General features: G+C 74.4%; 25 protein-coding genes. 11 read left to right on the forward strand and 14 right to left on the reverse strand.

From position 1 onward, the window contains the following. Positions 1–15: 15 nt before the first annotated feature. Positions 16–1,227, reverse strand: coding sequence for a low temperature requirement protein A (locus tag F8274_RS03525; RefSeq protein ID WP_192579688.1), 1,212 nt, complete (start codon positions 1,225–1,227; stop codon positions 16–18). A gap of 124 nt (positions 1,228–1,351) precedes the next feature. On the opposite strand from F8274_RS03525, the gene F8274_RS03530 reads away from it, so the two are divergent. Beyond that, a complete protein-coding gene (locus tag F8274_RS03530; protein ID WP_151460815.1) occupies positions 1,352–2,635 on the forward strand; it encodes an erythromycin esterase family protein in 1,284 nt (427 codons plus the stop codon). A gap of 12 nt (positions 2,636–2,647) precedes the next feature. Here F8274_RS03530 and F8274_RS03535 read toward each other — a convergent pair whose 3' ends face one another. Then, entirely contained in the window at positions 2,648–3,733 is a 1,086-nt protein-coding gene (locus F8274_RS03535) for an epoxide hydrolase family protein (protein WP_151460816.1), read from the reverse strand. Between the two features lie 110 nt (positions 3,734–3,843). On the opposite strand from F8274_RS03535, the gene F8274_RS03540 reads away from it, so the two are divergent. From F8274_RS03540 to F8274_RS03555, 5 genes are all read left to right on the forward strand, one after another. Continuing rightward, complete coding sequence (locus F8274_RS03540; RefSeq protein ID WP_151460817.1) at positions 3,844–4,323, forward strand: MarR family winged helix-turn-helix transcriptional regulator; 480 nt, start codon at positions 3,844–3,846, stop codon at positions 4,321–4,323. 43 nt (positions 4,324–4,366) lie between these two features. Next, positions 4,367–4,861 carry a DUF421 domain-containing protein gene (locus F8274_RS03545; RefSeq protein ID WP_151460818.1) on the forward strand — a complete coding sequence of 165 codons (495 nt, stop codon included), beginning with the start codon at positions 4,367–4,369 and terminating at the stop codon, positions 4,859–4,861. 92 nt (positions 4,862–4,953) lie between these two features. After that, complete coding sequence (locus tag F8274_RS31130; RefSeq protein WP_192579689.1) at positions 4,954–5,112, forward strand: hypothetical protein; 159 nt, start codon at positions 4,954–4,956, stop codon at positions 5,110–5,112. Positions 5,113–5,372: 260 nt separating this feature from the next. Further along, positions 5,373–6,365, forward strand: a complete 993-nt coding sequence (locus F8274_RS03550) for a GGDEF domain-containing protein (RefSeq protein WP_151460819.1) — start codon at positions 5,373–5,375, stop codon at positions 6,363–6,365. Positions 6,366–6,480: 115 nt separating this feature from the next. After that, positions 6,481–7,308 carry a DUF72 domain-containing protein gene (locus tag F8274_RS03555; protein ID WP_225853589.1) on the forward strand — a complete coding sequence of 276 codons (828 nt, stop codon included), beginning with the start codon at positions 6,481–6,483 and terminating at the stop codon, positions 7,306–7,308. Positions 7,309–7,324: 16 nt separating this feature from the next. Here the strand turns inward: F8274_RS03555 and F8274_RS03560 are convergent, their stop codons facing one another. The 3 genes from F8274_RS03560 to F8274_RS03570 are packed head-to-tail and all read right to left on the reverse strand — an operon-like array spanning position 7,325 to position 11,307. Then, on the reverse strand, positions 7,325–8,749 hold the full coding sequence (locus F8274_RS03560) for an ATP-binding protein (protein WP_151460821.1): 1,425 nt from the start codon (positions 8,747–8,749) through the stop codon (positions 7,325–7,327). A gap of 55 nt (positions 8,750–8,804) precedes the next feature. Next, complete coding sequence (locus F8274_RS03565; protein ID WP_151460822.1) at positions 8,805–10,463, reverse strand: FAD-dependent oxidoreductase; 1,659 nt, start codon at positions 10,461–10,463, stop codon at positions 8,805–8,807. 58 nt (positions 10,464–10,521) lie between these two features. Then, the gene (locus F8274_RS03570) at positions 10,522–11,307 is read right to left on the reverse strand and encodes a DUF3152 domain-containing protein (protein WP_151460823.1); all 786 of its coding nucleotides are present in this window, start codon (positions 11,305–11,307) and stop codon (positions 10,522–10,524) included. A gap of 134 nt (positions 11,308–11,441) precedes the next feature. On the opposite strand from F8274_RS03570, the gene F8274_RS03575 reads away from it, so the two are divergent. From F8274_RS03575 to F8274_RS03585, 3 genes are all read left to right on the forward strand, one after another. After that, positions 11,442–11,945 (forward strand): SigE family RNA polymerase sigma factor, encoded by a 504-nt coding sequence (locus F8274_RS03575; protein ID WP_151460844.1) that lies wholly within the window; start codon positions 11,442–11,444, stop codon positions 11,943–11,945. Continuing rightward, a complete protein-coding gene (locus F8274_RS03580; RefSeq protein ID WP_151460824.1) occupies positions 11,942–12,673 on the forward strand; it encodes a hypothetical protein in 732 nt (243 codons plus the stop codon). Before F8274_RS03575 ends, F8274_RS03580 begins: the two co-directional genes overlap by 4 nt. Positions 12,674–12,753: 80 nt before the next feature. Further along, a complete protein-coding gene (locus F8274_RS03585) occupies positions 12,754–13,215 on the forward strand; it encodes a DUF5709 domain-containing protein (protein ID WP_151460825.1) in 462 nt (153 codons plus the stop codon). Positions 13,216–13,252: 37 nt separating this feature from the next. Here F8274_RS03585 and F8274_RS03590 read toward each other — a convergent pair whose 3' ends face one another. Next, entirely contained in the window at positions 13,253–13,948 is a 696-nt protein-coding gene (locus F8274_RS03590; RefSeq protein WP_151460826.1) for a hypothetical protein, read from the reverse strand. Between the two features lie 154 nt (positions 13,949–14,102). On the opposite strand from F8274_RS03590, the gene F8274_RS03595 reads away from it, so the two are divergent. Together F8274_RS03595 and F8274_RS03600 are read left to right on the forward strand one after the other, a co-directional pair. Then, the gene (locus F8274_RS03595; protein WP_151460827.1) at positions 14,103–16,175 is read left to right on the forward strand and encodes a phosphocholine-specific phospholipase C; all 2,073 of its coding nucleotides are present in this window, start codon (positions 14,103–14,105) and stop codon (positions 16,173–16,175) included. A gap of 156 nt (positions 16,176–16,331) precedes the next feature. After that, positions 16,332–17,087: an alpha/beta fold hydrolase gene (locus F8274_RS03600; RefSeq protein WP_151460828.1), complete on the forward strand. Its 756-nt coding sequence runs from the start codon at positions 16,332–16,334 to the stop codon at positions 17,085–17,087. 14 nt (positions 17,088–17,101) lie between these two features. Here F8274_RS03600 and F8274_RS03605 read toward each other — a convergent pair whose 3' ends face one another. From F8274_RS03605 to F8274_RS03635, 8 genes are read right to left on the reverse strand one after another with little or no spacing between them, the layout of a single operon-like run. Continuing rightward, the gene (locus tag F8274_RS03605; RefSeq protein WP_151460829.1) at positions 17,102–17,911 is read right to left on the reverse strand and encodes a methyltransferase domain-containing protein; all 810 of its coding nucleotides are present in this window, start codon (positions 17,909–17,911) and stop codon (positions 17,102–17,104) included. Between the two features lie 30 nt (positions 17,912–17,941). Beyond that, positions 17,942–18,715, reverse strand: coding sequence for an ABC transporter ATP-binding protein (locus tag F8274_RS03610; RefSeq protein ID WP_151460830.1), 774 nt, complete (start codon positions 18,713–18,715; stop codon positions 17,942–17,944). Continuing rightward, a complete protein-coding gene (locus tag F8274_RS03615; RefSeq protein WP_151460831.1) occupies positions 18,715–19,458 on the reverse strand; it encodes an ABC transporter ATP-binding protein in 744 nt (247 codons plus the stop codon). Before F8274_RS03615 ends, F8274_RS03610 begins: the two co-directional genes overlap by 1 nt. Then, complete coding sequence (locus F8274_RS31735; RefSeq protein WP_225853586.1) at positions 19,455–20,465, reverse strand: branched-chain amino acid ABC transporter permease; 1,011 nt, start codon at positions 20,463–20,465, stop codon at positions 19,455–19,457. Before F8274_RS31735 ends, F8274_RS03615 begins: the two co-directional genes overlap by 4 nt. Then, the gene (locus F8274_RS31740; protein ID WP_225853587.1) at positions 20,462–21,355 is read right to left on the reverse strand and encodes a branched-chain amino acid ABC transporter permease; all 894 of its coding nucleotides are present in this window, start codon (positions 21,353–21,355) and stop codon (positions 20,462–20,464) included. Before F8274_RS31740 ends, F8274_RS31735 begins: the two co-directional genes overlap by 4 nt. Further along, on the reverse strand, positions 21,352–22,545 hold the full coding sequence (locus tag F8274_RS03625; RefSeq protein ID WP_151460832.1) for an ABC transporter substrate-binding protein: 1,194 nt from the start codon (positions 22,543–22,545) through the stop codon (positions 21,352–21,354). Before F8274_RS03625 ends, F8274_RS31740 begins: the two co-directional genes overlap by 4 nt. Positions 22,546–22,592: 47 nt before the next feature. Then, positions 22,593–22,997, reverse strand: coding sequence for a roadblock/LC7 domain-containing protein (locus F8274_RS03630; protein WP_121398599.1), 405 nt, complete (start codon positions 22,995–22,997; stop codon positions 22,593–22,595). 17 nt (positions 22,998–23,014) lie between these two features. Further along, entirely contained in the window at positions 23,015–25,384 is a 2,370-nt protein-coding gene (locus tag F8274_RS03635) for a nitrate- and nitrite sensing domain-containing protein (protein ID WP_151460833.1), read from the reverse strand. Positions 25,385–25,457 lie beyond the last annotated feature (73 nt).

The raw sequence follows: 25,457 nt of genomic DNA on the forward strand, positions 1-25,457 counted from the left end.
TGGGCCGCCGGTGCGTCACTGGGCCGGGGACGGCTGCTCCGGTGGGCGGCCGGCCGCGTTCCGGGCGTCGGCGACGGCGACGCCCAGCAGGACCAGCAGCGCCACGACCGCGGCGGCCAGCGGCGCGGCGAGGTACAGGGGCGCGGCGGCGACCGCCAAGGCGGCGATGGCCACGACCCGCCGGATCGAGAGCCGGTCGAACACCACCCGTTCCAAGCGGATGCGCCCGTACAGGAAGAACGCCGGCCCGCCGAGGATCACGGCCAGCCAGGCCGGTTCGGGCCGCCCGACGGGATGCTCCATGACGACCTCGAACCCGACGGCCGTGGCCACGATCCCGATCACCATGACGATGTGCGCGACACCGGTGGCGCGGCCGGCGGCCAGCCGGTCTCCCGCGGCGGCCACCGCCTCGGCGAGGACCTGGCCGGAGCGGTAGAAGTAGATGCGCCACATGAGCACCGTCGAGACGTACGCGATCACCAGCGTGGCCGCGGTGTCCGGGCCGATCGGATGGTTGGTAAAGGTGATGCCGACGGCCAGGACGGCCTCGCCGAGGGCGATCAACAGCAGCTGCTGGTAGCGCTCCGGCAGGTGGTGGCGGCTGTCCATGGCCCAGGCGCTCACCGGCGGGCGGGCCATGCCCGGCACCGGCCACCGGAGCTGAGCGGCGACGATGTCCACGGTCACCGCGATCCCCCACAGCGCGGCCCGGGCGTTGCCGCTGGCGGCCGCGCCGGCGACCCAGAGCACCGCCCCGCCGCCGCACCAGAGCAGCGAGCGCAGGTAGAGCCGGCCGAGCGGGTGAACCCGCAGGCTCGGCAGGAGGACGAGCGGCCGGCCGCAGAGCAGGAGCACGTACGGCAGCACGAACGCCCAGCCCCGGCCGATGAAGGCGGCCGGCAGGGACGCCGCCATCACCAGCAGGCCGAAGGCGCTGACCAGCACGAGCCACTGGATCCTGCGGCGGCGGGGGTCGAACCAGCTGGTGATGTGCGCGGTGGTGATCCACAACCAGATCAGCGGCATCGCCAGCACCAGCAGGTAGGTCAGCGACCGCCAGCGGACGACCGGGTCGTCGGCGATGATGTCGCGGACCACACGAGTCACGACACCGGACAGGGCGAACACGAGCACCAGGTCGACGAAGAGTTCCAGGAAGTTGGCCTGCCGCACGTCCTCACGCCGTTCCAGCAGGTCCCGGCCGCCCCCCGCCCGAAGTCCCATGCGGCTCATCGTCGCCCGGACCGGGCCGTTCCACCGGCGGGATCGGCGCCCGCCACCCGCAGGGAGGCCGGGCGCGTCCCCGGCGGCGGGGCATGGCGCGCGCGGCAGCGGGTACGGCGCCGGGATGGGACGCTACGACGACGAGGTGGCCGCGCTGGCGACCCCGCTGACCGGCCCGGACAGCCTGGACGCGCTGCTGGACCGGGTCGGCGACGCCCGGGTGGTGATGCTCGGCGAGGCCACCCACGGCACGCACGAGTTCTACACCTGGCGGGCGGCCGTCACCCGCCGGCTCGTCGACGAGCAAGGCTTCTCGTTCGTCGCCGTGGAGGGCGACTGGCCCGACTGCGACCGGGTGGACCGCAGCGTCCGCTGCCGCCCCGAGGCGCCGGCCGACCCGCGCGCGGCCCTGGCGGCGTTCGAGCGGTGGCCGACCTGGATGTGGGCGAACGAGGAGGTCGCCGACTTCACCCGCTGGCTGCGGGACCGCAACGCGCGGGTGGGCGAGGCCGAGCGGGTCGGCTTCCACGGCCTGGACGTCTACTCGCTCTGGGAGTCGCTCCGGGAGATCCTCACCTGGCTGCGCGAGCACGACCCCGAGCAGGTGCCGGCCGCGCTTGCCGCGTACCGCTGCTTCGAGCCGTACGACGAGGACCCCCAGCAGTACGCCCTCGCGACCCGCCTGGTCCCGCACCGCTGCGAGGAGGAGGTGGTCGCGCTGCTGGCCGGGCTGCGCGAGCGGGCGGCGGCCGGGGGGCCAGAGCACTTCGGCGCGTGGCAGAACGCCGAGGTGGCGGCCGGCGCCGAGCGCTACTACCGGGCGATGGTCCGGGGCGGACGGGAGTCGTGGAACGTCCGCGACCGGCACATGGACGACACCCTCGGCCGGCTCCTGGACCACTACGGCCCCGGCGCCCGGGCGGTGGTCTGGGCGCACAACACCCATGTCGGTGACGCCCGGGCCACGGACATGGCCGACGCGGGTGAGGTCAACATCGGCCAGCTGGCCCGGGAGCGGTACGGGCCGGAGCGGGTGGTGCTGGTCGGTTTCGGCACCCACTCCGGCACGGTCACCGCCGGGGCGGCCTGGGGCGCGCCCATGGAGACGATGACCGTCCCGCCGGCACGCCGCCACACGCTGGAGGACGCCCTGCACGCCGCCGCCCCGGACCGGGCGCTGCTGGTCTTTCCCCGCGACGGCCGGCCCGACCTCCTGACCCACGAGATCGACCACCGGGCCATCGGCGTGGTCTACCACCCGCAGCGGGAGAGCCAGGGCAACTACGTGCCCACCGTGCTCGGGGACCGCTACGACGCCTTCTGCTGGTTCGACACCTCCCGGGCGGTCCGGCCGCTGCCCACCCGGCCGGCGCCCGCCGAGGCCGAGACCTGGCCGTCCGGCGTCTGACCGACGTTCGGGTCACCTGACGTGGGTGAGGAAGAAGTCCCGGACGTCCTCGGCGAGCAGGTCCGGCACCTCCATCGCGGCGAAGTGGCCGCCGCGGTCGAATTCCGACCAGTGCCTGATGTCGTACAGCCGCTCGGCCAGCGGTCGCACCGACCGGGTGATGTCGTGTGCGAACACCGCCACGCCGACCGGCACCTGGCACGGCAGGGCCCGCCCCCGCGCCGCGTCGTGGTGCAGCCGGGCCGAGGACGCCGCGGTGGCGGTCAGCCAGTACAGCGAGATGTCGGTGAGCATCCGGTCGTCGCTGACCGGTGAGCGGGGATCCGTCCACTGCGCGAAGCGCTCGGCGATCCAGACCAGCTGGCCGACCGGCGAGTCGGTCAACGCGTACCCGATGGTCTGTGGGGTGAGGGCCTGTAGCGCCTGGTACGGCGGGCGGTTCGCCATCAGCTGCCGGACGGTGTCCAGCCGGGCCTCGTCCGTTTCGGACAGTTCGATGTCGGCCTCCGGGTCCGGCCGGGTCGGCAGGTAGTTGACGTGCGCGCCGACGACCTGCTCGGGCGCCACCGCGCCGAGCGCCAGTGAGATGCCCGCGCCGAAGTCGCCGCCCTGGGCTCCGTAGCGCTCGTATCCGAGGCGGCGCATGAGTTCGGCCCAGGCCCGCGCGATCCGGAAGGCATCCCAGCCGCGCTCGTGGGTCGGCCCGGAGAAGCCGTAACCCGGGATGGACGGCACCACCAGGTGGAAGTCCCGGGACAGCGGCTCGATCACGTCGAGGAACTCCAGGAACGAACCGGGCCAGCCGTGGGTGAGGATCAGCGCGAGCGCGTCCGGTTTCGACGACCGGACGTGGACGAAGTGGATGTTCTGGCCGTCGATCTCCGTGGTGAAGTGCGGTAGCTCGTTGAGCTCGGCCTCGTGCGCGCGCCAGTCGTAGCCGGTGCGCCAGTATTCGGCCAGTTCCTTGAGCCGGGCCAACGGGAAGCCGTAGTCCCACCCGGCGTCGGCGACCTCGTTGGGCCAGCGGGTGCGCGCGAGCCGGTCGGTCAGGTCGTCGAGGTCGGCCTGGGGGATGTCGATGCGGAACGGCTTGATCATGTCTCGACTCCAGCGATTCATTCGCCGCATGAATGTTTATACGGCTAACGTTTGAAGCCCGAACGTTAGCACAATCGTTAGTCGTCCGAACGGTTCGTTACACTCCTCACATGCCGACCTCCGCCGAGAAGACGCCCGCCCGGTGGGAGAGCCTGCCCAGCTGGCTGCTCACCCAGACCGCCAACCACGCGCACCGCCTGGTGGCCGAGGCGTTCTCCTCCGTCGGCGCCCGCGGCTACCACTACCGCCTGCTGGCGACCCTGGAGGAGTGCGGCCCGGCCAGCCAGGCCGCACTGGGCCGCCGCAGCGGCATCCACCTCAGCGACATGGTCGCGGCCGTCAACGAACTCGCCGACCGCGAACTGGTCGAGCGCGCCCCGGACCCCTCCGACCGGCGGCGGAACATCATCTCGCTGACCGCCGCCGGCAAGCGGCAGCTGCGGCAACTGGAGAAGAAGCTGGCCGCGGGTCAGGACGAACTGCTGGCTCCGCTGTCACCCGAGGAGCGACAGCGGTTTACCGAGCTGCTGTCCAGGCTGCTGGACCACCACACCCGGCGAACCGGCACCCCGGACGAGCCCTGGCGCTGACCCGTGGCGGTGTAGCGGCGGATCCGCCGGGTAGGCGCACCGGGTGAGCGACTGGCAGAGGCTGCTGGTGCCCGACACGCCGCTGTGGGAGATCGCGGTGCGGGGCAGCGCGATCTATCTGGCGCTGTTCTTCCTCCTGCGGGTGCTCCTGAAGCGCGAGAGCGGCAGCACCGGCATGACCGACCTGCTGGTCATCGTGCTGATCGCCGACGCCGCCCAGAACGCCATGGCGGCCGACTACACCTCGATCACGGACGGAGTGGTGCTGGTCGCCGTGATCATCGGATGGGCGTACCTGCTCGACCTGCTGGCGTACCGCTTTCCCGCCGTGGCCCGGATCATCCAGCCGGGGTCCCTCGTGCTGGTGCGCGACGGGCGCATGCTGCGCCGCAACATGCGCCGCGAGCTGGTCACCGAGGACGAGCTGTACGCCCAGCTCCGGCAGCAGGGCGTCGAGGACCTCACCGACGTGAAGGAGGTCCGGATGGAGTCGCAGGGCCAGTTCAGCGTCATCACGCGCGGCGGCGGGCGCCGGTGAGGGCAGCGGCCGTTTGTTCCCGGCCGGTCCGGGAAGCCGATGCCGGAGTGGCGCGCGGAGCCGCCCGCGCCAGCCCACGGAGGGAGCTCGACATGGGTGACCGCGATCGGTTGCACGAGCTGCGGCAGCAGGCCCACAACGCGGGCATCGAGGGGAACTCCAAGATGTCCGAGGAGCAGTTGCGCGACGCGCTGCGGCGGGTCGGCAAGGGGGAACGCCCGCAGATGGCGAAGGAACACGCCAGGCGGTGACCATCGGGCGCCGGCACCCACTGGTGCCGGCGCCCGCCGTCAGCCGAGCGTGATCTGGGCGCTCCCGTACGTAATATGAACGGCTGGTTAACGACTCGTCTCTTGACTGCCGGTTGATGCAGGTCATTGAATTTCGACGTGGTGAGCTGCCTCATCCGAGTGGCGTCCACACCGGCGGTCGGCGCGATCCCGCCGGCTGAACGACGCCGTGCCCGCACGGCTGCGGGCGACCGAGGGCCGGGAGCACGGTGGACGGCGGGATGAGAGAGCGCCGTCGCCGCACCCTGGTCAGCGCGGCCCTCCACGCCGTCTCCCACTCGGTCGCCGTCGTCTACTGCCTCCTGACCCTCGGCGCGCCGAACCGGGAGCTGATGCTGACGGCGTACGGCTGCGGCCTGGCCGCCGGTGTCGTCGGCACGTGGGCGGCCACCCGGGTGACCAGCAAGGCGTCCAGCTACCGCGTCTCGTTCACCCTCCTGATGATCACGCTGGTGATGGCGGCGCTCGGCGCGTACTGGGACGGCGGCGTGACGTCGCCGGCCGCGCTGGGGTTCGTGACCACGTCCGTGTTCGTCGCCGGCTACACACCGCACCTGCGGCTCATGGTGGGGCTGGAGGTGCTCACCGTCGGGTCGTACCTCGTCGTCGCCTTCGCCGGGCCGCCGGCCCCCGCCGGTCACGTGTTCGTCTACCTGGCCGGCATGCTGGTCCTGGCCTCGGTCTGCTCGACGCAGACCCGGACCCTCGCCCGGCAGCGGTCCCAGCTGCGCGCCCTGGCGTCCCTGGACCCGCTCACCGGCGCGCTGAACCGGCGCGGCCTGGCCGAGCTGGCCACGTTCCTGTTCCACGCCGGCTGCCGACCCGGCCCGTCGCTGCTCTGCCTCGACCTGGACGACTTCAAGCTGGTGAACGACCGTCTGGGGCACGCCGCCGGCGACGACCTGCTCCGCCGGGTGGTCGCGGCGACCCGGAACGTGCTGCGGGCCGAGGACGCCCTCGCCCGCATCGGCGGCGACGAGTTCGTGGTGGTGCTGTCCGACGCCGACCGGGAATCGGCGCGGGCCGCGGCGGCCCGGATCGAGGCGGCCGTGCGCGGGCTGGCCGGCGTCAGCGTCGGCTCGGCCACCGCCCCCTACGACGGGGACACCTTCGACCGGCTGCTGCACGTCGCCGACCAGCGGCTCTACCTGGTGAAGCAGCAACGCCGCCGGACGGCGGGGCGGCTGCTCGCGGACGGCACCGGTCGCGGCTGAACGGACCCGAGGCGCCGGCCGCCCGGGCCCCGGATACCGTTTGCCGCGGCGCGGGTGGCGCGCCGGGCGGTCGAACGGTGGGAGGGACCGGATGCGCCTGCACGTCGGCTGCGCCATGTGGACGCACAAGGCTTGGCAGGGTCGCTACCTGGCGCACCCGCTGCCGGCCCACGAGCGGCTGCGCGCCTACGCCGAGTGGTGCACCGCGGTCGAGGGGAACACCACCTTCTACGCCACCCCGTCCCGGGAGACGGTCGCGTCCTGGGCCCGGCAGACCGATCCCGGTTTCCGCTTCGTGCCCAAGCTGCCGAAGGTCGTCACGCACGAGCGCCGGCTCACCGGCGCCGACGCGGAGCTGCGGGCCTTCCTCGACGCCGTCGAACCTCTCGGCCCGCGGGCACACACCCTCTGGGTGCAACTGCCGGGCTCGTTCGGCCCCGGCGACGTGCCCACGCTGGCCCGCTTCCTGCGCGGCCTGCCCACCACCCACCGGTACGCCGTCGAGGTCCGCCACCCCGCCTTCTTCACCGAGGCCGGCGCGGCACGCGCCCTGGAGGACACCCTCGCCCGGGTCGACGCCGAGTGGATCCCCTTCGACACCACCGCGTTCTTCCGCACCCCGCCGACCAGCGACGCGGAGCGGGAGGCATGGCTGAAGAAGCCGCGCACCCCGCTGCGGACCCGGGCGCTGACCGACCGGCCCATCGTCCGCTACCTCGGCCGGGACGACCCGGCACGCACGGTCGAGGGCTGGCAGACGTGGCTCGACGTGGTGACCGGCTGGCTGCGCGAGGGCCGCTCCCCCACCGTGTTCGTGCACACCCCGGACAACGCCGACGCGCCCGACCTCGCCCGCCGCTTCCACGACCAGGTCCGGGCGCGCCTGCCCGAGGTCGCGCCGCTGCCCGAGCCCGCGCCGGTGGCCCCGTCGACGCTGTTCTGACCCGACCGCGCCCGGGTCAGGCCGGCGTCAGCGGCAGCAGCACGACGAACCGGGTGTCGCCCGGCTCCGACCGCACCCGGATGTCGCCGTGGTGCTTGTTCACGACGATCCGGTAGGAGATGTCCAGCCCGAGGCCCGTGCCCTCGCCGACGGGCTTCGTGGTGAAGAACGGCTCGAAGATGCGCGGCCGGATCTCCGACGGGATGCCGCCGCCGGTGTCGCCGACCTCCACGACCAGCCGGTCCTCCTTGCGGCCGGTCCGGATGGTCAGCGTGCCGGTGCCGCCCATCGCGCCGAGCGCGTTGTCGATGAGATTCGTCCACACCTGGTTCAGCTCGGCGGCGTACGCGGGAACGGCGGGCACGCTCCGGTCGTACTCCTTCACCACCCGGACGCCGGACGGGATCTTGGCCTGGAGCATGACCAGGGTGGCGTCGAGCAGGTCGTGCACGTCGACCGTCTGGTAGGGCGCCCGGTCCAGCTGGGAGTACTGCTTCGCGGCGCCGACCAGCCCGGAGACGCGGGTGACCGCGTCGTCGATCTCGCCCATGAGCAGTTCGGTGTCGATGGTGTAGGTGATCCAGTGGATCGCCGACTCCAGGTCGTCGGCGCCGACCGCGGCGTCCACCTGACGCAGCCAGCCGGTGTCGATGCCCCCGGCGACCAGCGTCGGGGCCAGCTCCCAGGCGCCCCGCACGCCGCGCTCGTCGAGCCAGTCGGCCAGTTCGTCCTCCGCGTCGCTGGCGGCGAGCGGGGTCAGTGCCGGCGCGGCGGCCGCCCGCTTCACCGCCTCCTCCTGCAGGGAGACCAGGTCGTGCAGGCGCCGGCCGTCGAGCCGGCCGTCGGCGATCATGGCGAGCTTGTGCCGCATCTTGGCGACCCGGCCGCGCAGCGCCGAGGTGGCCCGCACCGCGGCCGCCGCCGGGTTGTTGAGTTCGTGGGTGAGCCCGGCCGAGAGAGCGCCCAGGGCCAGCAGCCGTTCCCGCTCGCCCACGATGGTCTGCGTGTTGCGCATCCCGATGAACAGCCCCTCCAGCAGGTGGGTGGCCATCGGGAACCAGCTGCGCATCGCGTCGGCGATGATCTGGGCGGGGAGCGCGAAGACGTCACAGTCGGTCACCGCGAAGAGGCTGTTCTGGTAGCGCTGCTCGGCCAGGTCGCCCACGTACGCCTGCATGGCGCCGCCGTAGACGCCGGGCTGGCTGGTCCGGCTGATCTCGATCTCGTCACCCTGGACCCGGCGGTGCAGAGTCACCGTGCCGTGCAGCAGCACGTAGAAGCAACTCGCCGGCTCGCCCTCGACGTAGACGGCCTCGCCGGCGCGCCGCTGCTCCACCCGGCCGTGCTCGGCCAGGTGCGCGAGCTGCTCCGGGGTGAGCGACTCGAAGAGGAAGAGACGCCGCAGGTCGTCCGGGCTGAGCCGGTCCGGTTCGGTGGTCACTGTGCCTCCCTGGTTCGCGACTGCGGGGCTCGCAGACCCGGCTCACTCCTCGCGCTCACTGTGCCTCCAGGTAGCGGTGCACGAGCGAGACCGCCATGGCGCCCTCGCCCACGGCCGAGGCCACCCGCTTCACCGACTCGGCCCGCACGTCACCGGCGGCGAAGACGCCGGGCATGCTGGACTCCAGGTGGTACGGGTCGCGGGGCAGGGCCCAGCCGGCCGGCCGCCGGCCTCCCCGGGTCAGGTCCGGCCCGGTGAGGACGAAGCCCCGGCTGTCCCGGGCGACCGCGCCGTCGAGCCAGTCGGTGTGCGGCTCCGCGCCGATGAACACGAACAGCCACGAGGTGTCGACCCGCCGCGTCGCTCCGGTGCGGGTGTCGCGCAGGGTCACCTCCTCCAGGTGCTCCTGGCCGGCGCCGCCTACCACCTCGGTGTGCGGGTGGACCTCGATGGTGTCGATCCGGGCGATCTGCTCGATCAGGTAGCTGGACATCGAGCGGGTCAGGTCGTCACCGCGGATCAGCAGGTGCACCCGGCGGGCGTACCGGGAGAAGTGCACGGCGGCCTGGCCGGCGGAGTTCGCGCCGCCGACGATGTAGACGTCCTCCCCCGAGCAGCTCGGCGCCTCGCTGGCCACCGAGCCGTAGAAGCAGCCCCGGCCGGTCAGCTCGGCCAGTCCGGGCGCGGGCAGCATCCGGTAGGAGACGCCGGTGGCCAGCACCACCGTGTGCGCGGCGACGCTGCTGCCGTCGGCGAACCGCAGCACCCGCGCCCCACCGGCGTCCTCCAGGGACACCACCTCGCGGGCGCTGAGCAGTTCGGCGCCGAACCGCAGCGCCTGCCGGCGGGCCCGATCGGTCAGCTGGAGGCCGGAGACGCCGTCCGGGAAGCCCAGGTAGTTCTCGATCCGGCTGCTCTGCCCGGCCTGGCCGCCGGTGGCCCGCCGCTCGATGAGCACCGTCCGCAGCCCCTCGGAGGCGCCGTAGACGGCGGCGCCGAGCCCGGCCGGGCCCGCGCCGACCACCACCAGGTCGTAGAACTCCGCGGCCGGCGTCGTGGCCAGCCCGACCTGCGCGGCCAGGTCGGCCGTCGTGGGCTGCACCAGCGACTTGCCGTCGGCCGTCACGACCAGGGGTACGTCGTTCGCGGTCACCCCGGCCGCCGCGAGCAGCTCGGCGCCCTCCGCCTCGTCGGCGAGCACCCAGCGGAACGGCACCAGGTTGCGGGCCAGGAAGTCCCGGGCCTTGAACGACGGTGCGGACCAGCGGTGCCCGACCACGCGCAGCTCGGCCGTGGCCGTGGCCGCGCCGGCCGTCCACGACTCCAACAGCTGGTCCAGCACCGGGTAGAGCTTCTCCTCCGGCGGGTGCCACGGCTTGAGCAGGTAGTGGTCGAGGTCGACCACGTTGATCGCGTTGATCGCGGCGTCGGTGTCGGCGTACGCGGTGAGCAGCACCCGGCGCGCGGTGGGGAAGAGGTCCATGGCGGCCTCGAGGAACTCGATGCCGTTCATCTGCGGCATCCGGTAGTCGGCGACCAGCACCGCCACCTGCTCGCCGCGAAGCTTCAGCTCGCGCAGCGCCTCCAGCGCCGCCTCGGCGGAGTCGGCCCGCACCACCCGGTAGCGGTCGCCGTAGCGGCGCCGCAGGTCGCGGGCGACCGCCCGGGAGACGGCCGGGTCGTCGTCGACGGTGAGGATCGCGGGGTTGGGCATGGCGTCTACTAAAGCACCCCCGCCGGCCGACCCCCACCACGCGCGGTCCCCGCCCGGTTCAGTCGGGCCGGCCGCGCTCGCGGGGCGGCACCGGGTCGGCGTACGCCCCCGGCGGTCCGCTGTAGCGCCGGCCGTGCGGGTAGGGCAGCGCGTTGGGCGTGCAGCCGTGCAGGCCCAGGGTCTGCTGCTGCATCACCGGCGCCGGCCGGCCCCGTCCCGGGCACCGCTCGTGCCCGTGCCCGAGCCGGTGGCCGACCTCGTGGTTGACCATGTACCGGCGGTAGGTGGCGAGGCCCGCGCCGTAGCCCGGCACACCGCCGGCCCAGCGGGCGACGTTGAGCACCACCCGGTCGCCGTGGCGGCAGGAGGTGTAGCCGTCCGGCCGGTCCTGGCACAGCTCGTCGCGGGTGCCGGGGGTGGCGAGGTAGACGGTGAAGTCGGCCGGCTGGTCCCGCCCGACCCGGCGCAGGGCGAGGCTGCCGTCCGCGGTCCAGCCCTGCGGGTCGTTCAGGATGCGGGCGACCTCCGCGCCGAAGTCGGCCGGCGGCACCCCGTGGATGTCGCCCTCCACCGCGACCCGGTAACGCAGCAGCCGGCGCATACTCCTCGGGGTGGCGGGCTCCGCGGCGGCGAACCGCCATCGGCCGTGGCCGTGGCCGGCATAGCCGATCCGGACCGGAGGCTGCCGGGCGGACGCCGGCGCCGCCGCCCGCGCGGTGGCGGCCGGAGCGGCGGGCGGCGCGCCGGCGGCCCGGCCGGACGCGGGCGGCGCGCAGCCGGACACCAGCGTGACCAGCAGTAGCATCGTCCCGCCACCGCGAGCCCGGTCCACGGTTCTCGTCATCGTCGGTCTCCCTCGCCGTCGGTGGTGCGCAGGGAGGAGGACGGGTGGCCCGGTGCCAAAGTTGGTCCGGCGGGGACTCAACCTTTCGCCCGCCTCACCCGTCCTGTACCAGGTGGGACGTGGAGAGGGCGGGCATGGCCCGGGGTGACGCGGAGTTCGTCGAGTTCGCCACGGCGGCGTCCGCGCGGCTGGTGCACGCCGCCTTCCTGATGACGGGCAACCATCACCAGGCCGAGGACGCGGCCCAGACCGCGCTGGTCCGCACCTACGCGTCGTGGTCGCGGGTCCGCAACGGCGACGCCTACGGCTACGCCCGGTCGGTGCTCGTGAACCATCTCGTGGACGCCTGGCGGCGGCCGATCCGGGAGTACCCCACCGAGGACCTCCCGGAGCCGCACGGCGGCGACGTGGCGGACGAGGTGGCGACCCGGCGCTGGCTGCTCGCCATCCTCGGCACGCTCACCGCGCGCGAGCGGGCCGTCGTCGTGCTGCGTCACTACTTCGACCTTCCGGAGGCCCAGGTGGCCCGCGAACTCGACGTCTCGGTGGGCACCGTCAAGAGCACCGGTTCCCGCGCCCTGGAGAAGCTGCGCAGCGCGGGCCTCACCGCGCCCGAGCCGCAGGGGACGCGGCGATGAACGAGGTGGACGAGCTGCGCCGGGCCATGCGGGCGGCCGAGCGGGCCGACCGGAACGGTCCCGACCTCGCCGTGATCATGCGCGAGGGCCGGCGGGTGCGCCGCCGCCGGCGCGTCGCCGGGACCGGCGCGGTCGCGGTGGCGGTGGCCGCGGTGGTCATCGGCGTCGGTGGCACCGTGGCGCGGAGCCGCGCGCCGGAGCCGCCACTGCCGGCGCCGGTCGCCACGGCGCCCGTCGTCGCGCCGACGGCGACCGCCGACCCCGCTCCGACGGAACTGCGGCCCCGACCGGTCGGGGCAGTGGTGGGCAGCGGCATCCGGTACGGCGCCGACGAGCGGGTCTTCTACGTGGTGCCCGTCGACGTCCCCGAGCTGCCCGGGGTGACGATCGGCCTGGCCGCCGGCCGGCGCTCCCCCGCCGGGGAGCTGACCACCGACTACCTGGTCAACGACGTGGCCGGCAGCGACCGCCGGCCGGGGTTCCACCAGATCGGCTACGACCCGCAGGCACGGGTGCCCTCCGCCGTCCCGGTACCCACCTTCGGGTACTTCGTGGGGCCGGCCGCCCGGATCGTCGGCACCGTCGACGGCCGCCACGTCGAGGCCCGGCTGGCCCGGTGGAGCGAGGACCCCCGGCTGGTGATCTTCTGGTTCGACCCGGGGGTGCTCGCCCCCGGCGAACCCCTGGACGGGATCGTCGCCCGCGACGCCCGGGGCCGGAGGCTGTGACCGACCCCCGTGTCGTCGCCGGCCCGGGCGACGGTTCTAGGCTGGATGGCAGCACGGGGCGTTGACCAGGGAGGATCGCCATGAGCCAGACCGAGCGGACCGACATCGCGGACGAGTGGAACGTGGCCGAGGACGACGGCGTCCTGGACGCCTCGGACACCCTCGACGACGACCGGACGGGCGACCCCCTCGACACCGGCATCGCCGCCGCCGACCACTGGAGCGGGGCGAACCGGTTCGGCACCACGCCCGCCGAGGAGCGGGCCGGCGAGTCCCTCGCGCAGCTGCTCGCCCAGGAGGAGCCGGACCTCGACCCGTACGCCGAGGCGACCGACGACGAGGACGAGCTGACCCGCCGGGGCTACGAGCGGGAGGCGCGCACCGGACGCCTGGTGGCCGACGACGCGGGCCTCGGCGAGGACGAGCAGGCGGACTCGGTCGCCTGGGACGCGGGCATCGACGGGGGCGCGGCCAGCGCCGAGGAGGCCGCCGTGCACCTGGTCGACGACCCGAACGGCCCAGGGGACGGCCCGCTGCGCTGACGCCGGACGGTCGGAACGCGCTCGTTCCGTCACACCGTCAGCAGTGCTCGCCGGTCTCCCAGTGCATCTTGCTGCCACCGAAGGGCACCACGCCCGGCTTCAGGGTCTGCGGGATGCTCGCGCCGCCGGACACCACGTACCAGGGCCCGCAGGTGTCCGGGGTGACCAGGTGCATGGTCCAGGTCGGCGACGACCGGTCCAGGTAGCGGACCTGGGACCGGTACAGCGTCGCGCCGCCGTCGGCGGTGCGGCGGTAGGTGGCCCAGAAGACCCGGATGCGCTCGCCCGGGCAGAGCTGGTCGGTCCACTCGCCGTCGGTCCGGGCCGCGACCTTCACCACGCCGTCGGTGAACACCTGGACCACGTCCACCACGCCGGCCCGGGTGCAGCTCGGCCGTGGGGTGCGGGTCGTCGCGCGGGGCCGCGGGGCGGCGCCCGTGGTCGACCGGGCCGGCGCGGGCCGCCGCGTCGGCGTCGACGCGCGGGCGGGCGTGGCCGTCGGGCTCGCCGGGACCGGAACGGCGCTCGGGGTGGCGGTCTCGGTGCTCGGCGGCAGCGACGTCGGCGCGGCGACGGCGCGGGCCGCCGGTCGCTCCGGACCGGGCCCGGTCACGGCGACCACGGCGAACGCCACCGCGACGGCCGCGGCGAGACCGGCCGCCGGCAGCAGCCAGCGCCGTCGGGGCCGGCTCGCCTCCGGTACGTCGGGGGTGGTGTCCTGCGGCTCGGACATGCGGGCTCCGGAGGGGGCGGAGGCGAGGACTCGCCAGGGTGCGTGGATCTTACGGCGTTGGCGCAACGCTCTCGTTCCGGACACGTGAGATCCATCTGGCGCCAATAGCGTGCCACCCGCCAATCGTTCGGCGTCAGTCAGGTGGTGCTCTGTCATGGCAAGTGTTGACCGTCGAAATTTCCTGAAGATGATGAGCGCTCCGGTGGCGGCGGCCGCCCTGCCGGTGGACTTCAGCAAGGCCCTCGCCATCCCGGCGAACAACCGGACCGGTTCGATCGAGGACGTCGAGCACGTCATCTTCCTCATGCAGGAGAACCGGTCCTTCGACCACTTCTTCGGCACCCTGCGCGGGGTCCGGGGCTTCGCGGACCCGCACCCGGTGACGCTGCCCTCCGGCCGGAGCGTCTGGCACCAGCCGAACGGCTCCACCGACCTGCTGCCCTTCCGGCCCGAGGTGCCGGACCTCGGGCAGACCTTCCTGCCGGACCCGCCGCACGGGTGGGCCGACACCCACGGCGCCTGGAACGGCGGCCGGTACGACCGGTGGGTGCCCAACAAGGGCGTGGTCACCATGACCCACCACACCCGCGGCGACCTGCCGTACCACTTCGCGCTCGCCGACGCCTTCACCGTCTGCGACAACTACCACTGCTCGGTGCTGGCCTCGACCGACCCCAACCGCTACCACATGTGGACCGGCTGGGTCGGCAACGACGGCAAGGGCGGCGGCCCGGTCATCGACAACGCCGAGGCGGGCTACGACTGGTCCACCTACCCGGAGCGGCTGGAGCGCGCCGGAGTGTCCTGGAAGGTCTACCAGGACGTCGGCCTGGGCCTGACCGCCGAGGGCTACTGGGGCTGGACCGGGGACCCGTTCATCGGCAACTACGGGGACAACTCGCTGCTCTACTTCCACCAGTACCAGAACGCCCGGCCCGGCAACCCGCTGGCGGACCGGGCGAAGACCGGGACCGAGATCTCGAAGCAGGACCGCTCCCCCGAGGCGCTGCTGGCCGACTTCCGGCGGGACGTGGCGAACGGCACGCTGCCGCAGGTCTCCTGGATCGTCGCGCCGGAGGCCTACAGCGAGCACCCGAACTGGGGTCCCGACTACGGCGCCTGGTACATGTCCCAGGTCGTCGACATCCTGGCCAGCCACCCCGAGGTGTGGAGCAAGATGGCCCTGTTCATCACGTACGACGAGGAGGGCGGCTTCTTCGACCACCTGGTGCCGCCGACGCCGCCGCAGAGCCGCGCCGAGGGCCTGTCCACCGTGCCCACCACCAACGAGGTCTTCCCCGGTGACGCCCGGCGGGCCGCCGGCCCGTACGGCCTCGGCATCCGGGTGCCGATGATCGTCGTCTCGCCGTGGACCCGCGGCGGCTGGGTCAACTCGCAGGTGTTCGACCACACCTCGCTGATCCGCTTCCTGGAGACCCGGTTCGCCAAGGGCAGGGCCGACCTGGTCGAGTCCAACATCACGCCCTGGCGCCGCGCGGTGGTCGGCGACCTGACCAGCGCGTTCGACTTCCGGACCCCGAACGCCTCGCCGCGGGTGAAGCTGCCCGACACCGCCGACCTCAAGCCGGTCGACCTCACCCGCCAGCCCGACGAGGTGCCGGTGCCGCCGGCCGAGGAGCGCCTGCCCCGCCAGGAGCGGGGGGTACGGCCCGCCCGGGCCCTCCCGTACACCCTGCACGTGGACGGGCGGGCCGCCGGCACCTCGTTCCACCTCGACTTCCGCAACTCCGGCGGCGCCACCGGCGTCTTCGGGGTCCGCTCGGCCGACCCGGCCCAGCCGCCGCGCACCTACACGGTGGAGCCGGGCCGGCAGGTGAGCGACACCTGGGACGCCACCGCCGGGTACGACCTCGAGGTGCACGGCCCCAACGGCTTCTTCCGCCGCTTCACCGGCGGCACGGGTGCCGGCGTCGACGTCCGGGCGCGGTACGACGAGCGCGACCACCACGTCGGCCTGACCCTGGTGAACCGGGGCGCGAAGCGGGTCGAGGTGACCGTCGCGGACCGCTACCAGTCGAAGCGCACCAGGCTGTCGCTCAAGCCGGGTGAGACGGCCTCGCCGTCGTGGTCGCTGTCCCGGGCGCACGGCTGGTACGACCTCACCGTGACGGTCTCCGCCGACGCCGCGTTCGCGGTCCGGTACGCCGGTCACGTCGAGAACGGCAAGCCCAGCATCAGCGACCCGGCCATGGGCGGCCTCATCTGATCCTCGTCCGACCGCGAGGTGACCGTCCACCCCCGACCGGGCGGGCGGTCACCTCGGGCCGCGGTGGGGCGTCGCCTATCCGACGCCGGTGTTCCCCCGCCGCGGCCTCAGGCCGTTCACTGTCGCCACGCCGCACCAGTGGAAGGGGTCCCGCACATGACGATCAGCCACCGCACCGTGGGTCACGGAGCGCACCGGGTGCTGGCCCTGCACGGGTGGTTCGGCTCGGCGAAGGGCTGGGGCTGGCTGCCGGAGCTGATCGACGTCGAGCGCTTCACCTGGGCGTTCCCGGACTACCGGGGCTACGGCGCGCGCACCGACGTCGCCGGCGAGCACACCATGGCCGAGATCTCCCGCGACGCCCTGGCGCTGGTCGACTCCCTCGGCTGGGACAGCTTCTCGGTGGTCGGGCACTCCATGGGCGGCAGCGCCGCCCAGCGGGTCCTCGCCGACGCCCCCGGGCGGGTGAGCCACCTCGTCGGCATCAGCCCGGTCCCGGCGAGCGGCGTGCCGTTCGACCTCCAGGGCTGGACGCTGTTCGACGGGGCCGCGGCCGAGCCGGCCAACCGGCGCGCGATCATCGACCTGACCACCGGCAACCGGCTGTCCGGCCGCTGGCTCGACGAGATGGTCCGGTTCTCCCTCGCCCACTCCACGCCGGAGGCGTTCGGCGCGTACCTCACCGCCTGGGCGCGGACCGACTTCACCGACGACGTGAAGGGCAACCCGGTGCCGGCGCTCGCCGTCGTCGGCGAGCACGACCCCGCGCTGGGCGCCGAAACGATGCGCGAGACCTGGCTGCGCCACTACCCCAACGCCCGGCTCGAGGTGCTCGCCAACGCGGGCCACTACGCCATGTACGAGACCCCGGTGCGGCTGGCCACGGTCATCGAGGAGTTCCTCGGGCAGTAGCGGCGCGACGGCGCTCACCGCCCCGCCGGCCGCCGTCCCCGGGTCGACACGAACTGGTACGACATCACGGCGAACCCCGGGTCCCGCAGCAGCCGGCGGAACGCCTCCAGCTGACCGGGCGACAATCCGGCGTCGAGCAGCTCCGGCTCCAGCTGCCGGGAGTTCGTCCCGTACAGCGACGCCCCGAGGGAGCCGCCGGGCCAGCTCTGCGCGTGGACGACCGTGTCCACCTCGTCCAGCCCCGCCGCCACCAGCTCGCCGTGCACGTCCTGCGCCCAGGCCAGGTCGGCGCCGTGGCTCTGGAGGATGTCGAGCATCGCGTCGGTCACCTGGGCGAAGAGCTTCGCCGCGTCGTCGCTCGGCGCGGTCAGCACCCGCAGCGGCGCCGTGCAGTCGAACTCCTCGACCACCAGCCACCCGCCCGGGGCCAGCGCACCGGCCAGCGAGGACAGCACGCGCCGCCGCTCCGGCAGGTGCAGCAGCACCAGGCGCGCGTGGATCAGGTCGAAGGCGTCGCCGGGCGGCGGCTCGGTGCGCACGTCGTGCCGGCGTACGTCGAGGTTGCCGGTGGCCGTGAGGTGCCCGGTGTCGAGGTCGGTGGCCAGCACCCGGCCGCCCCGGCCGACCGCCCGGGCCAGGCTCCGGGCGACCGAGCCGCCGCCGGCGCCGACCTCCCAGCACACGCCGCCGGGCGCGAGCACCGGCGGGGCGATCCGGCGCGCCGTGATCGGATCCAGGAAGGACTCCAGCGCCCGCATCTGGGGCACGGCGTCCGGAGCGCCGTTGTCGAAGGCGTAGTCGGTGTCATGGACGTGGGTCGGCATCGTTCCTCATCCCTGTCGCTGCGGGTCGGGTCAGTGCCCGGCGTCGGACCAGAGCCCGGACACCGGTCGGGGAGCCGACGGCTCACCGACCGCGGCGACGCTGAGCATCGCCGCCAGGACGTCCGGGTCGGCCCGGACCTCGTGCACCGGCCGGTCGTAGACGACCCGGCCGTACTCCAGCACCGCGATCCGGTCCGCCACCTCGACGGCGTGCCGGAGCTGCTGTTCGACGAGCAGCACGGTCAGCCCGGTCCGGGCCAGCGTGTCGACGAGCTCCCGCACCCGGGCCGCCAGGTCGGGGGCGAGGCCCTCGCACGGCTCGTCCAGCAGGAGCAGCCGGGGCTGGCCCAGCAGGGCCCGGGCGATGGCCAGCATCTGCTGCTCACCGCCGGACAGCTGATCGCCGCGGTGGCGCAACCGGGACCCGAGCCGGGGCAGCAGCTCCAGGATCCGGGCCACCGTCCAGCCCTCGCCGCCGGGCGTCGCGGCCCGCCACGGCGCGGCCGCCAGGACCAGGTGCTCGGCCACGGTCAACCGGGAGAAGACCCGCCGGCCCTGCGGGACCAGGCCGACACCGGACCGGGCGATCCGGTGCGGCTGCCGGCCGGCGACCTGCACGCCGCCGATCTCGATCCGGCCGGCGTACGGCCGCACCAGGCCGGCCACGCTGTGCACCAGCGTGCTCTTGCCGGCGCCGTTGCGGCCCACCACCGCCTGGACGGTGCCGGTGCGCACGTCGAGGCTCACCTCGTGCAGCACGGTGCCGCCCCCGTAGCCGGCGCAGAGCCCGTCGATCCGCAGCATCAGGCCACCCCCTCGGCGTACGCCTCCCGGACCGGACCGGAGGCGCGGATCTCGGCCGGCGTCCCGGTGGCCAGCGTCCGCCCGTCGCGCAGCACGGTGACCGTGTCGCAGAGCGCGTAGACCAGGTCCAGCCGGTGCTCGACCAGCAGCACGGCGACCGCCCGGGGCAGCGTCCGCAGGAACTCCATGAGCCACCCGACCTCGACGGCGGACAGCCCGGCGGCCGGCTCGTCGAGCAGCAGCAGCCGGGGCCGGCCGGCCAGCCCCATGGCGATCTCGACCTGCCGGCGCTGCCCGTGCGCCAGGTGCCCGGCCGGGATCGCGGCGATCTCGGTGAGGCCGACCCGTGCCAGCAGCGCGTCGGCCGTCCGCGCGGCCGCCCGCCGCCGCGCCGACGGGTGCCACCGGCCCGGCCGCACCGCCCGCGGCAGCGCGGCGACCAGCACGTTCTGCCGCACGGTCAGCGTCGACCAGACGGCGGGGCGCTGGTGGATCCGGCCGACCCCCCGGCGGGCCCGGGCGGCCGGCCCCAGCCGGGTGACGTCCCGGCCGGCCAGCAGCACCCGGCCGCGGCCGGCCCGGGTGGACCCGCCGAGCACGTCCAGCAGTGTCGTCTTGCCGGCGCCGTTCGGCCCGATCAGGGCGTGCCGCTGGCCCGGCATGATCCGCAGGTCGACGCCGTCCAGCGCGGCCAGCGATCCGTAGCGGACGGTGATCCCCTCAGCGGACAGCAGCGGGGTCATGCGCGTACTCCCGTCGGCGTCGGGCTCTCCGGGGCGGGACGGCGGGCCGGGACGGCCGGGAGCAGCCGGCCGCGTACCCTCGGTCGGCGCCCGCCGTCGGGGAGCAGGTAGACGGCGGCGACGAACGCCAGCCCGAGCACCAGCGGCGCCTGCCCGGGGAGCACGCCGAACAGCCAGTCCCGAGCGGCCACGACGAGCGCGGCGCCGACCAGCGCGCCGCCGACCGAGGCGGTGCCGCCGATCACCACGCCGAGCAGCAGCAGGGCGGAGGTGTCGAAACCGAAGTCGGCCGGGGAGACGAACTGCTGGGCCACCACGAGCAGGGAACCCGCGGCGCCCGCGACCGCCCCGGCGGCGACGTGCACGCCGGCCACGTGGGCCGGCACCCGGTGGCCGCTGGCCCGCAGCCGCGCCTCGTCGTCCCGGCCGGCCCGCAGCAGCAGCCCGACCCGGGTGCGCAGCACCAGCAGCACCACGCCGACCAGCGCCGCGACGACCACCAGGGTGTAGACGTAACGCGCCCGGTCGGTGGCCAGCACCGGCAGCCCCCACAGTGGCCGGGACGCGGCGACGCCGGCCAGCCCGTCGGTGCCGCCGGTCACCGACCGCCAGCGCCCCACGACGGTCACCGCCAGTTCGCCGACCGCCAGGGTGATCATCAGGAGCACCACACCCCGCGCGGAGACCACCAGCGGCACGGTCACCGCGGCCAGCGCCGCCCCGGCCGCCGCCGCGACGGCCAGGTGCACGAGGCCGACGTCGGAGAGATGGCTGCCGACGACCGCGCTGGCGTAGGCGCCCGCCGCGTAGGGTGCGGTCTGGCCGAGGGTGGGCAGCCCGGCGACGCCGGTGAGCAGCGCCACGCTCACCGCCACCAGGCCGAGCGCCAGGGTGCGGGCGAGCAGTGCGACGGTGTAGTCGTCGACCGTCCACGGCGCCAGCACCAGGGCGACCACGACCAGCGCGGCGACGCCGCGGCGCAGCGCCCGGACGGCTCCCCGCCTCACGTCGCCCTCCGGACCGTGGCCAGGCCCCGCGCCCGCACCGCCAGCACCACCGCCATGGCGGCGAAGAGCAGGAACGGGGCGGCGGACGGGGCGAGCGCGACGCCCAGGGTCTGGATCTGCCCGACGGCCAGCGCGGCGAGCAGGGTGCCGACCATCGAGCCGAGACCGCCGAGGACGACCACCACCAGCGACAGCAGCAGCACGGCGTCGGCCGTGTCCGGCCCGGGGCCGATGATCGGCGCGCCGAGCACCCCCGCCGCGCCGGCCAGCGCCCCGGCGGCCGCCAGCACGCCGACCCGGATCCGGGCCGGGCTCACCCCGAGGACGGCGACCATCTCGGCGTCGTCGACGGCGGCGCGGACCAGCATCCCGGCCCGGGTGCGGCGCACCACGAGGTGGATCAGGGCGGCGAGCAGCGCCGCCACCACGATGAAGACCAGCCGGTACGCGGCGTAGCGGTGCCCGGCGACCACCACCGACCCGTCCAGCGCGGCGGGTACGCGCACCGGCGGGTCGTCCGGCCCGAAGGCGCTCACCAGCAGGCTCCCGCCGGCCAGGGCCACCCCGAAGGTCAGCAGCGCCTGGGTGAGGTGGTTGCGCGCGGCGACCCGGGTGAGCAGCCCGGCGACCAGCGCGCCGGACGCGGTGGCGGCCACCACCCCGACGGCCAGCGCCAGCGCCAGGCTCGGCCAGCCGCCGTCCAGCAGGGCGGCCGCCGTGTAGCCGCCGATCGCGTAGAGGGTGCCGTGCGCCAGGTTCAGGATGCCGGCGACGCCGAAGCAGAGCACCAGCCCCGCCGCGGCGACGAAGACCAGCAGACCGTAGGCGACCCCGTCGAGGGCGGGGACGACGTACGGGTCGAACCGGATGCCGGCGGCCACGGGCGTCACCCGCCGACGGTGGCGAGATCGCCCACCACGGTGTTGGACAGCGCCCGGCCGTCCTGGCGCACCTGGCGCAGGTACCACTTCTGCACGGGCGCGTGGGTGGTCGGCGAGAACTGCCAGGTGCCGCGCGGGCTGGCGATCTGCCCGAGCTGGCCGATGGCCGCGTTGACGCGTTCGGGGGTCGCCTCGTCCCCGGCCGCCGCGATGGCCCGGTCCAGCACGGCCGCCGCGTCGTAGGAGGCCATGGCGTACGTCGTCGGGGAGCCGTCGTGCTCGGCCTTCCAGGCGGCCACGAAGGCGCGGTTCTCCGCGTTGTCGAGGTCCGGCGAGTAGTTGAGCACCGAGTAGATGTCGCGTGCCGCCTCGCCCTGGGCGTTGAGCACCCCGCCCTCGGTCAGGAACCCGGCGGCGTAGAGCGGCAGGTCCTTCACCTCGGACTGGGCGTACTGCTTCACGAAGTCGACGGCCGCGCTGCCGGCGTAGAACGTGTAGACGGCGTTCGCCCCGGAGGCCTTGATCCGCGCGAAGTACGGGGTGAAGTTGGTGGTCGCCGGGAACGGGGTGAAGGTGGCCTTGCCGTCCGGGTTGGCCAGTGTGCCGCCGGCCTTGGCGAAGGCTTCGGTGAAGCCGCGCAGCTCGTCCCAGCCGCCCTGGTAGTCGGGGCCGATGGCGTAGACGCTGCCCTTCACGTCGTCGCGCACGTGCTGGGCGATCGCCTCCCCCGGCTCGTCGGACAGGTAGGACGTGTGCCAGACCCGGGAGACGTCCTTCAGCTCGGGCCGGCCGTTGGAGCCGACGAACGGCACCTTCGTCTCGTTGAGCAGCGGGTAGACGGCGGCCACCGAGCCCCCGCCGACGACGCCGGTCAGCGCGACCACGCGGTCCTGCTTGAGCAGCTTCGTGGCGGCGGGCACCGCGGTCGCCGCTCCGTTGCCCTCGTCGGCGACCACGAGTTCCACGTCCCGGCCGCCGAGCTTGCCGTCGTGGCTGGACAGGTAGAGCTGGAAGCCGTCGCGGATGTCCTTGCCGACCGCCTGGTACGTGCCGGAGAGCGACGCCAGCAGACCGATCTTGACGGGTGCGCCGGCGCCGGCCCCGCCCTCGTCGTTCGCGCACGCGGGCGCGGCGAGCAGGACGAGGGCGAGCAGCGCCGCCGTGTGGGCGCGGCCGCGCCGGGACAGGGTGAGGGACATGTGTGCTCCTACGTGAGGGGTGGGGTTTCGGCGTCGGGGCGCCGGGGTCAGCGGCTGCGGCTCAGGGCCGCCCGGGCCGCCGGGGTCAGGGCGTCGCCGATGCGGTTGGCCAGCTCGGTCATCTCGTAGGACACCTTGCCGACGTCGCACTGCGGGTCGGCGAGCACGAGCAGCGAGGCGCCGTCGTTGAACGCCATGGAGAACATGAAGCCGCCTTCGAGCTGGGTGACGTTGGAGATCACGGCGCCGGCGTCGAAGAAGGCCGCCGCACCGCGGAGCAGGCTCACCAGCCCGCTGCCGGTGGCCGCCAACTGGTCGGCCCGGTCGGGTGGGAGCCCCCGGGTGGCGGCCACCATCAGGCCGTCGCTGGAGATGGCGATGGCATGGCTGACCTCGGTCGCGCGCTCGGCGAAGGCGTCCAGCAGCCAGCCGAGATCCTGGTGGTCGGTCACGTGCACTCCCTGTCGGGTCAGTTGTTGATCAGATTGGGCCGGCGGCCGGCCACCCCCCGGGCGTACGCGGCCATCGCGGTGGCCACCCGTGCCGGGTCGCGGTGCTCCGAGCGCTGCCGCGGCACGGTGACGCCGCCCGGCACCAGGTGCTGCTGCGGCTGCCGCTTGGGCAGGCCCGAGGTGGTGGTGCCGGCGACCTCGGGCAAGTCGGCCCGGGCCGCCGTACGCCAGGCGTCGTCGGCGGGGCTGGCCCACGGCGCGCCGTTCCCGCCGTCCGGGTGGTCGGCCTGGAACCAGTGGTTGACCTGGTGGTAGATGACGAGTTCCTCGGCGGGCACGGTGCCGCGGTCCGGTGCGGTGGCGGGCTGGAAGACGGGCGCCACCGGCAGCATCTGGTCGGCCGGCGGGCTGCCGGCCCACGGCTCGGGCGCCGCCCGGTAGGGCGGTGCGACGGCGGTCCGCGCCGCCCGCCGGGACGGTCGGCCGGGCGTGAGCAGGAACTCCTCCGGGGGCAGCGGCCGGATCATCGACCCGGGCAGCGCCACCTCGGCGATGGTGCCGCGGCGCGGGCCGGGACGGAGCTGCACGGCCACGCCCAGCCGGGTGGCGAGCTGCCCCACCACGACCAGCCCCATCGCCCGCACCGCGGCGACGTCGATGGCGGGTGGGCGGACGAGCAGGTCGTTGAGCTGTTGCCGGCGCTGCGGGGACAGGCCCACGCCCTCGTCGCTGATCTGGACGATCACCCGGTCGCCCAGGCTGCGGCCGGTCACCCAGGTCTCGGTCCCCGGCGGGGAGTAGCCGGTGGCGTTCTCCATGAGCTCGGCCAGCAGGTGCACGACCTCGTCGACCGACTCGGCGCCGACGGCGACGTCGCCGTCGACCAGGCCGAGGCGGATGCGGGCGTAGTGCTCGATCTGGCTCTGCGCCGCCTGGAGCACCTGTTGCAGCGGCACGTCGTGATGGCGTACCCGCCCGACACCGACCCCGCCGAGCACCAGCAGGCTCGCGTTGATCCGCCCCATCCGGGTGGCCAGGTTGTCCAGCGTGTAGAGCTGGTGCAGCCGGTCCGGGTCGGTCTCGTCCCGCTCGACCTTGTCGACCTGGGCCAGCACGGCGTCGACGAGTCGCTGTTCCCGACGGCTGAGGTGGATGAAGATCTCGGCTGTGTTGGCGCGCATCACCGCCTGTTCGGCCGCCGTCCGCACCGCCGCCCGGTGCACCGCGGTGAAGGCCTGCCCCACCTCGCCGATCTCGTCGTCGCTGGACGGCTCCAATGCCTCGCCGGCCTGCCGCCGGGCCAGCTCGTCGGGGTCCATCGAGGAGCTGTCCGGCTGTTCGAGCCGGGCCACCACCTGGGGCAGCCGCTCGAACGCGACGGCGTTCGCGGCGTCCCGCAGCCGGCGCAGCCGCCGGGTGATCTGCCGGGCCACCGCCCAGGTGACCAGCGTGGTGAGCACCAGGGCCACCACGACGGCTGTCGCCTCCATCAGGGTGCGCCGCCGCTGGTCGGTGTGCGCGGCGCGAACGTCGTCGAGTACCACGGCGTCGACCCGCTGGCGCAGCTCGGCGAGGCGCACGGACCACTGCCGGGTGGCGGTGACCCAGGTGTCGAGGTCCAGCTCCAGCGCTCTGCCGGCGACGCTCCGGGACACCTGGTCCTGCATCCGTTGCAGCAGCAGCGCGCTCTCGCCGCTGGCGGCCTGCTCCCACCAGCCGCGCCAGGCGGGCCGGGCGAGCGCCAGGAAGGCGAGGCTCGACTCGGTGAAGCCGGCCCGGGCGGCGGTGATGTCCTGCTGCATGGCGGGGGTCAGCTGGTCGGCCGCGATCGCGCGCAGGACGGCGACCTGTTGCTGGCCGATGGCCTCGGCCACCTCGGACAGCGCCGCGGAGGCGCGGATGCCGTCCGCGATCCGGGCGTTGACCACGCCGAGCGTGACGCTTTCGCGGAGGCTCAGCAGGTCGGCGATGGCGATGCGGTAGCTGAAGGTCATGGCCGACACCGAGGCGCGCTCCGCCGTGCGCACCTGGGCGCGCAGCGGCGGCAGGCCGGCCAGCGCCGCGTCGATCCGGGGCAGGACGGCCTGGTCGGCGGCGGAGCCGGCGGGCAGCTCCGCGCGCTGCCGGCGGTAGTGGACGACGGCGGCGTCGGTGGCGGTGGTGGCGTCGGCGAAGGCGTCCTGCTGCTCCGGCGCGCCCCGGGTGAGCAGGTCGGCGGCGACGATGCGCTCGTTCTGCAGCCGGTGGGCCAGGTTGCCCGCCTCGGCGCCGAGCTGGGCCAGGAGGCCGAGGTCGCTGGCGCGGGTGGTCTGGCGGGCGCTCTCGGTCAGCGCCAGGCCCGCGAAGCCCAGCACGGCGACGAGCGGAGCCGCGACGATGAGGCGCATCCGGGCGGCAATCTTCCAGCCGCGGCGGCGGGTCGGGTAGGGTCGGGCCGCGTGGGACCTCGTGCTCGACGCC

The sequence above is a fragment of the Micromonospora sp. AMSO31t genome (assembly GCF_008868175.1).
Lineage (GTDB): Bacteria > Actinomycetota > Actinomycetes > Mycobacteriales > Micromonosporaceae > Micromonospora.

Coding starts and splice junctions, on each gene's coding strand:
- F8274_RS03550 (WP_151460819.1), top strand. CDS start 5,373: ATGAGAGAGCGCCGTCGCCGCACCCTGGTCAGCGCGGCCCTCCACGCC.
- F8274_RS03535 (WP_151460816.1), bottom strand. CDS start 3,733: ATGATCAAGCCGTTCCGCATCGACATCCCCCAGGCCGACCTCGACGAC.
- F8274_RS03590 (WP_151460826.1), bottom strand. CDS start 13,948: ATGTCCGAGCCGCAGGACACCACCCCCGACGTACCGGAGGCGAGCCGG.
- F8274_RS03600 (WP_151460828.1), top strand. CDS start 16,332: ATGACGATCAGCCACCGCACCGTGGGTCACGGAGCGCACCGGGTGCTG.
- F8274_RS03625 (WP_151460832.1), bottom strand. CDS start 22,545: ATGTCCCTCACCCTGTCCCGGCGCGGCCGCGCCCACACGGCGGCGCTG.
- F8274_RS03605 (WP_151460829.1), bottom strand. CDS start 17,911: ATGCCGACCCACGTCCATGACACCGACTACGCCTTCGACAACGGCGCT.
- F8274_RS03635 (WP_151460833.1), bottom strand. CDS start 25,384: ATGCGCCTCATCGTCGCGGCTCCGCTCGTCGCCGTGCTGGGCTTCGCG.
- F8274_RS03575 (WP_151460844.1), top strand. CDS start 11,442: ATGGCCCGGGGTGACGCGGAGTTCGTCGAGTTCGCCACGGCGGCGTCC.
- F8274_RS03530 (WP_151460815.1), top strand. CDS start 1,352: ATGGGACGCTACGACGACGAGGTGGCCGCGCTGGCGACCCCGCTGACC.
- F8274_RS03610 (WP_151460830.1), bottom strand. CDS start 18,715: ATGCTGCGGATCGACGGGCTCTGCGCCGGCTACGGGGGCGGCACCGTG.
- F8274_RS03580 (WP_151460824.1), top strand. CDS start 11,942: ATGAACGAGGTGGACGAGCTGCGCCGGGCCATGCGGGCGGCCGAGCGG.
- F8274_RS31130 (WP_192579689.1), top strand. CDS start 4,954: ATGGGTGACCGCGATCGGTTGCACGAGCTGCGGCAGCAGGCCCACAAC.
- F8274_RS03595 (WP_151460827.1), top strand. CDS start 14,103: ATGGCAAGTGTTGACCGTCGAAATTTCCTGAAGATGATGAGCGCTCCG.
- F8274_RS03555 (WP_225853589.1), top strand. CDS start 6,481: ATGTGGACGCACAAGGCTTGGCAGGGTCGCTACCTGGCGCACCCGCTG.
- F8274_RS03570 (WP_151460823.1), bottom strand. CDS start 11,307: ATGACGAGAACCGTGGACCGGGCTCGCGGTGGCGGGACGATGCTACTG.
- F8274_RS03525 (WP_192579688.1), bottom strand. CDS start 1,227: ATGGGACTTCGGGCGGGGGGCGGCCGGGACCTGCTGGAACGGCGTGAG.
- F8274_RS03540 (WP_151460817.1), top strand. CDS start 3,844: ATGCCGACCTCCGCCGAGAAGACGCCCGCCCGGTGGGAGAGCCTGCCC.
- F8274_RS03565 (WP_151460822.1), bottom strand. CDS start 10,463: ATGCCCAACCCCGCGATCCTCACCGTCGACGACGACCCGGCCGTCTCC.
- F8274_RS03615 (WP_151460831.1), bottom strand. CDS start 19,458: ATGACCCCGCTGCTGTCCGCTGAGGGGATCACCGTCCGCTACGGATCG.
- F8274_RS03585 (WP_151460825.1), top strand. CDS start 12,754: ATGAGCCAGACCGAGCGGACCGACATCGCGGACGAGTGGAACGTGGCC.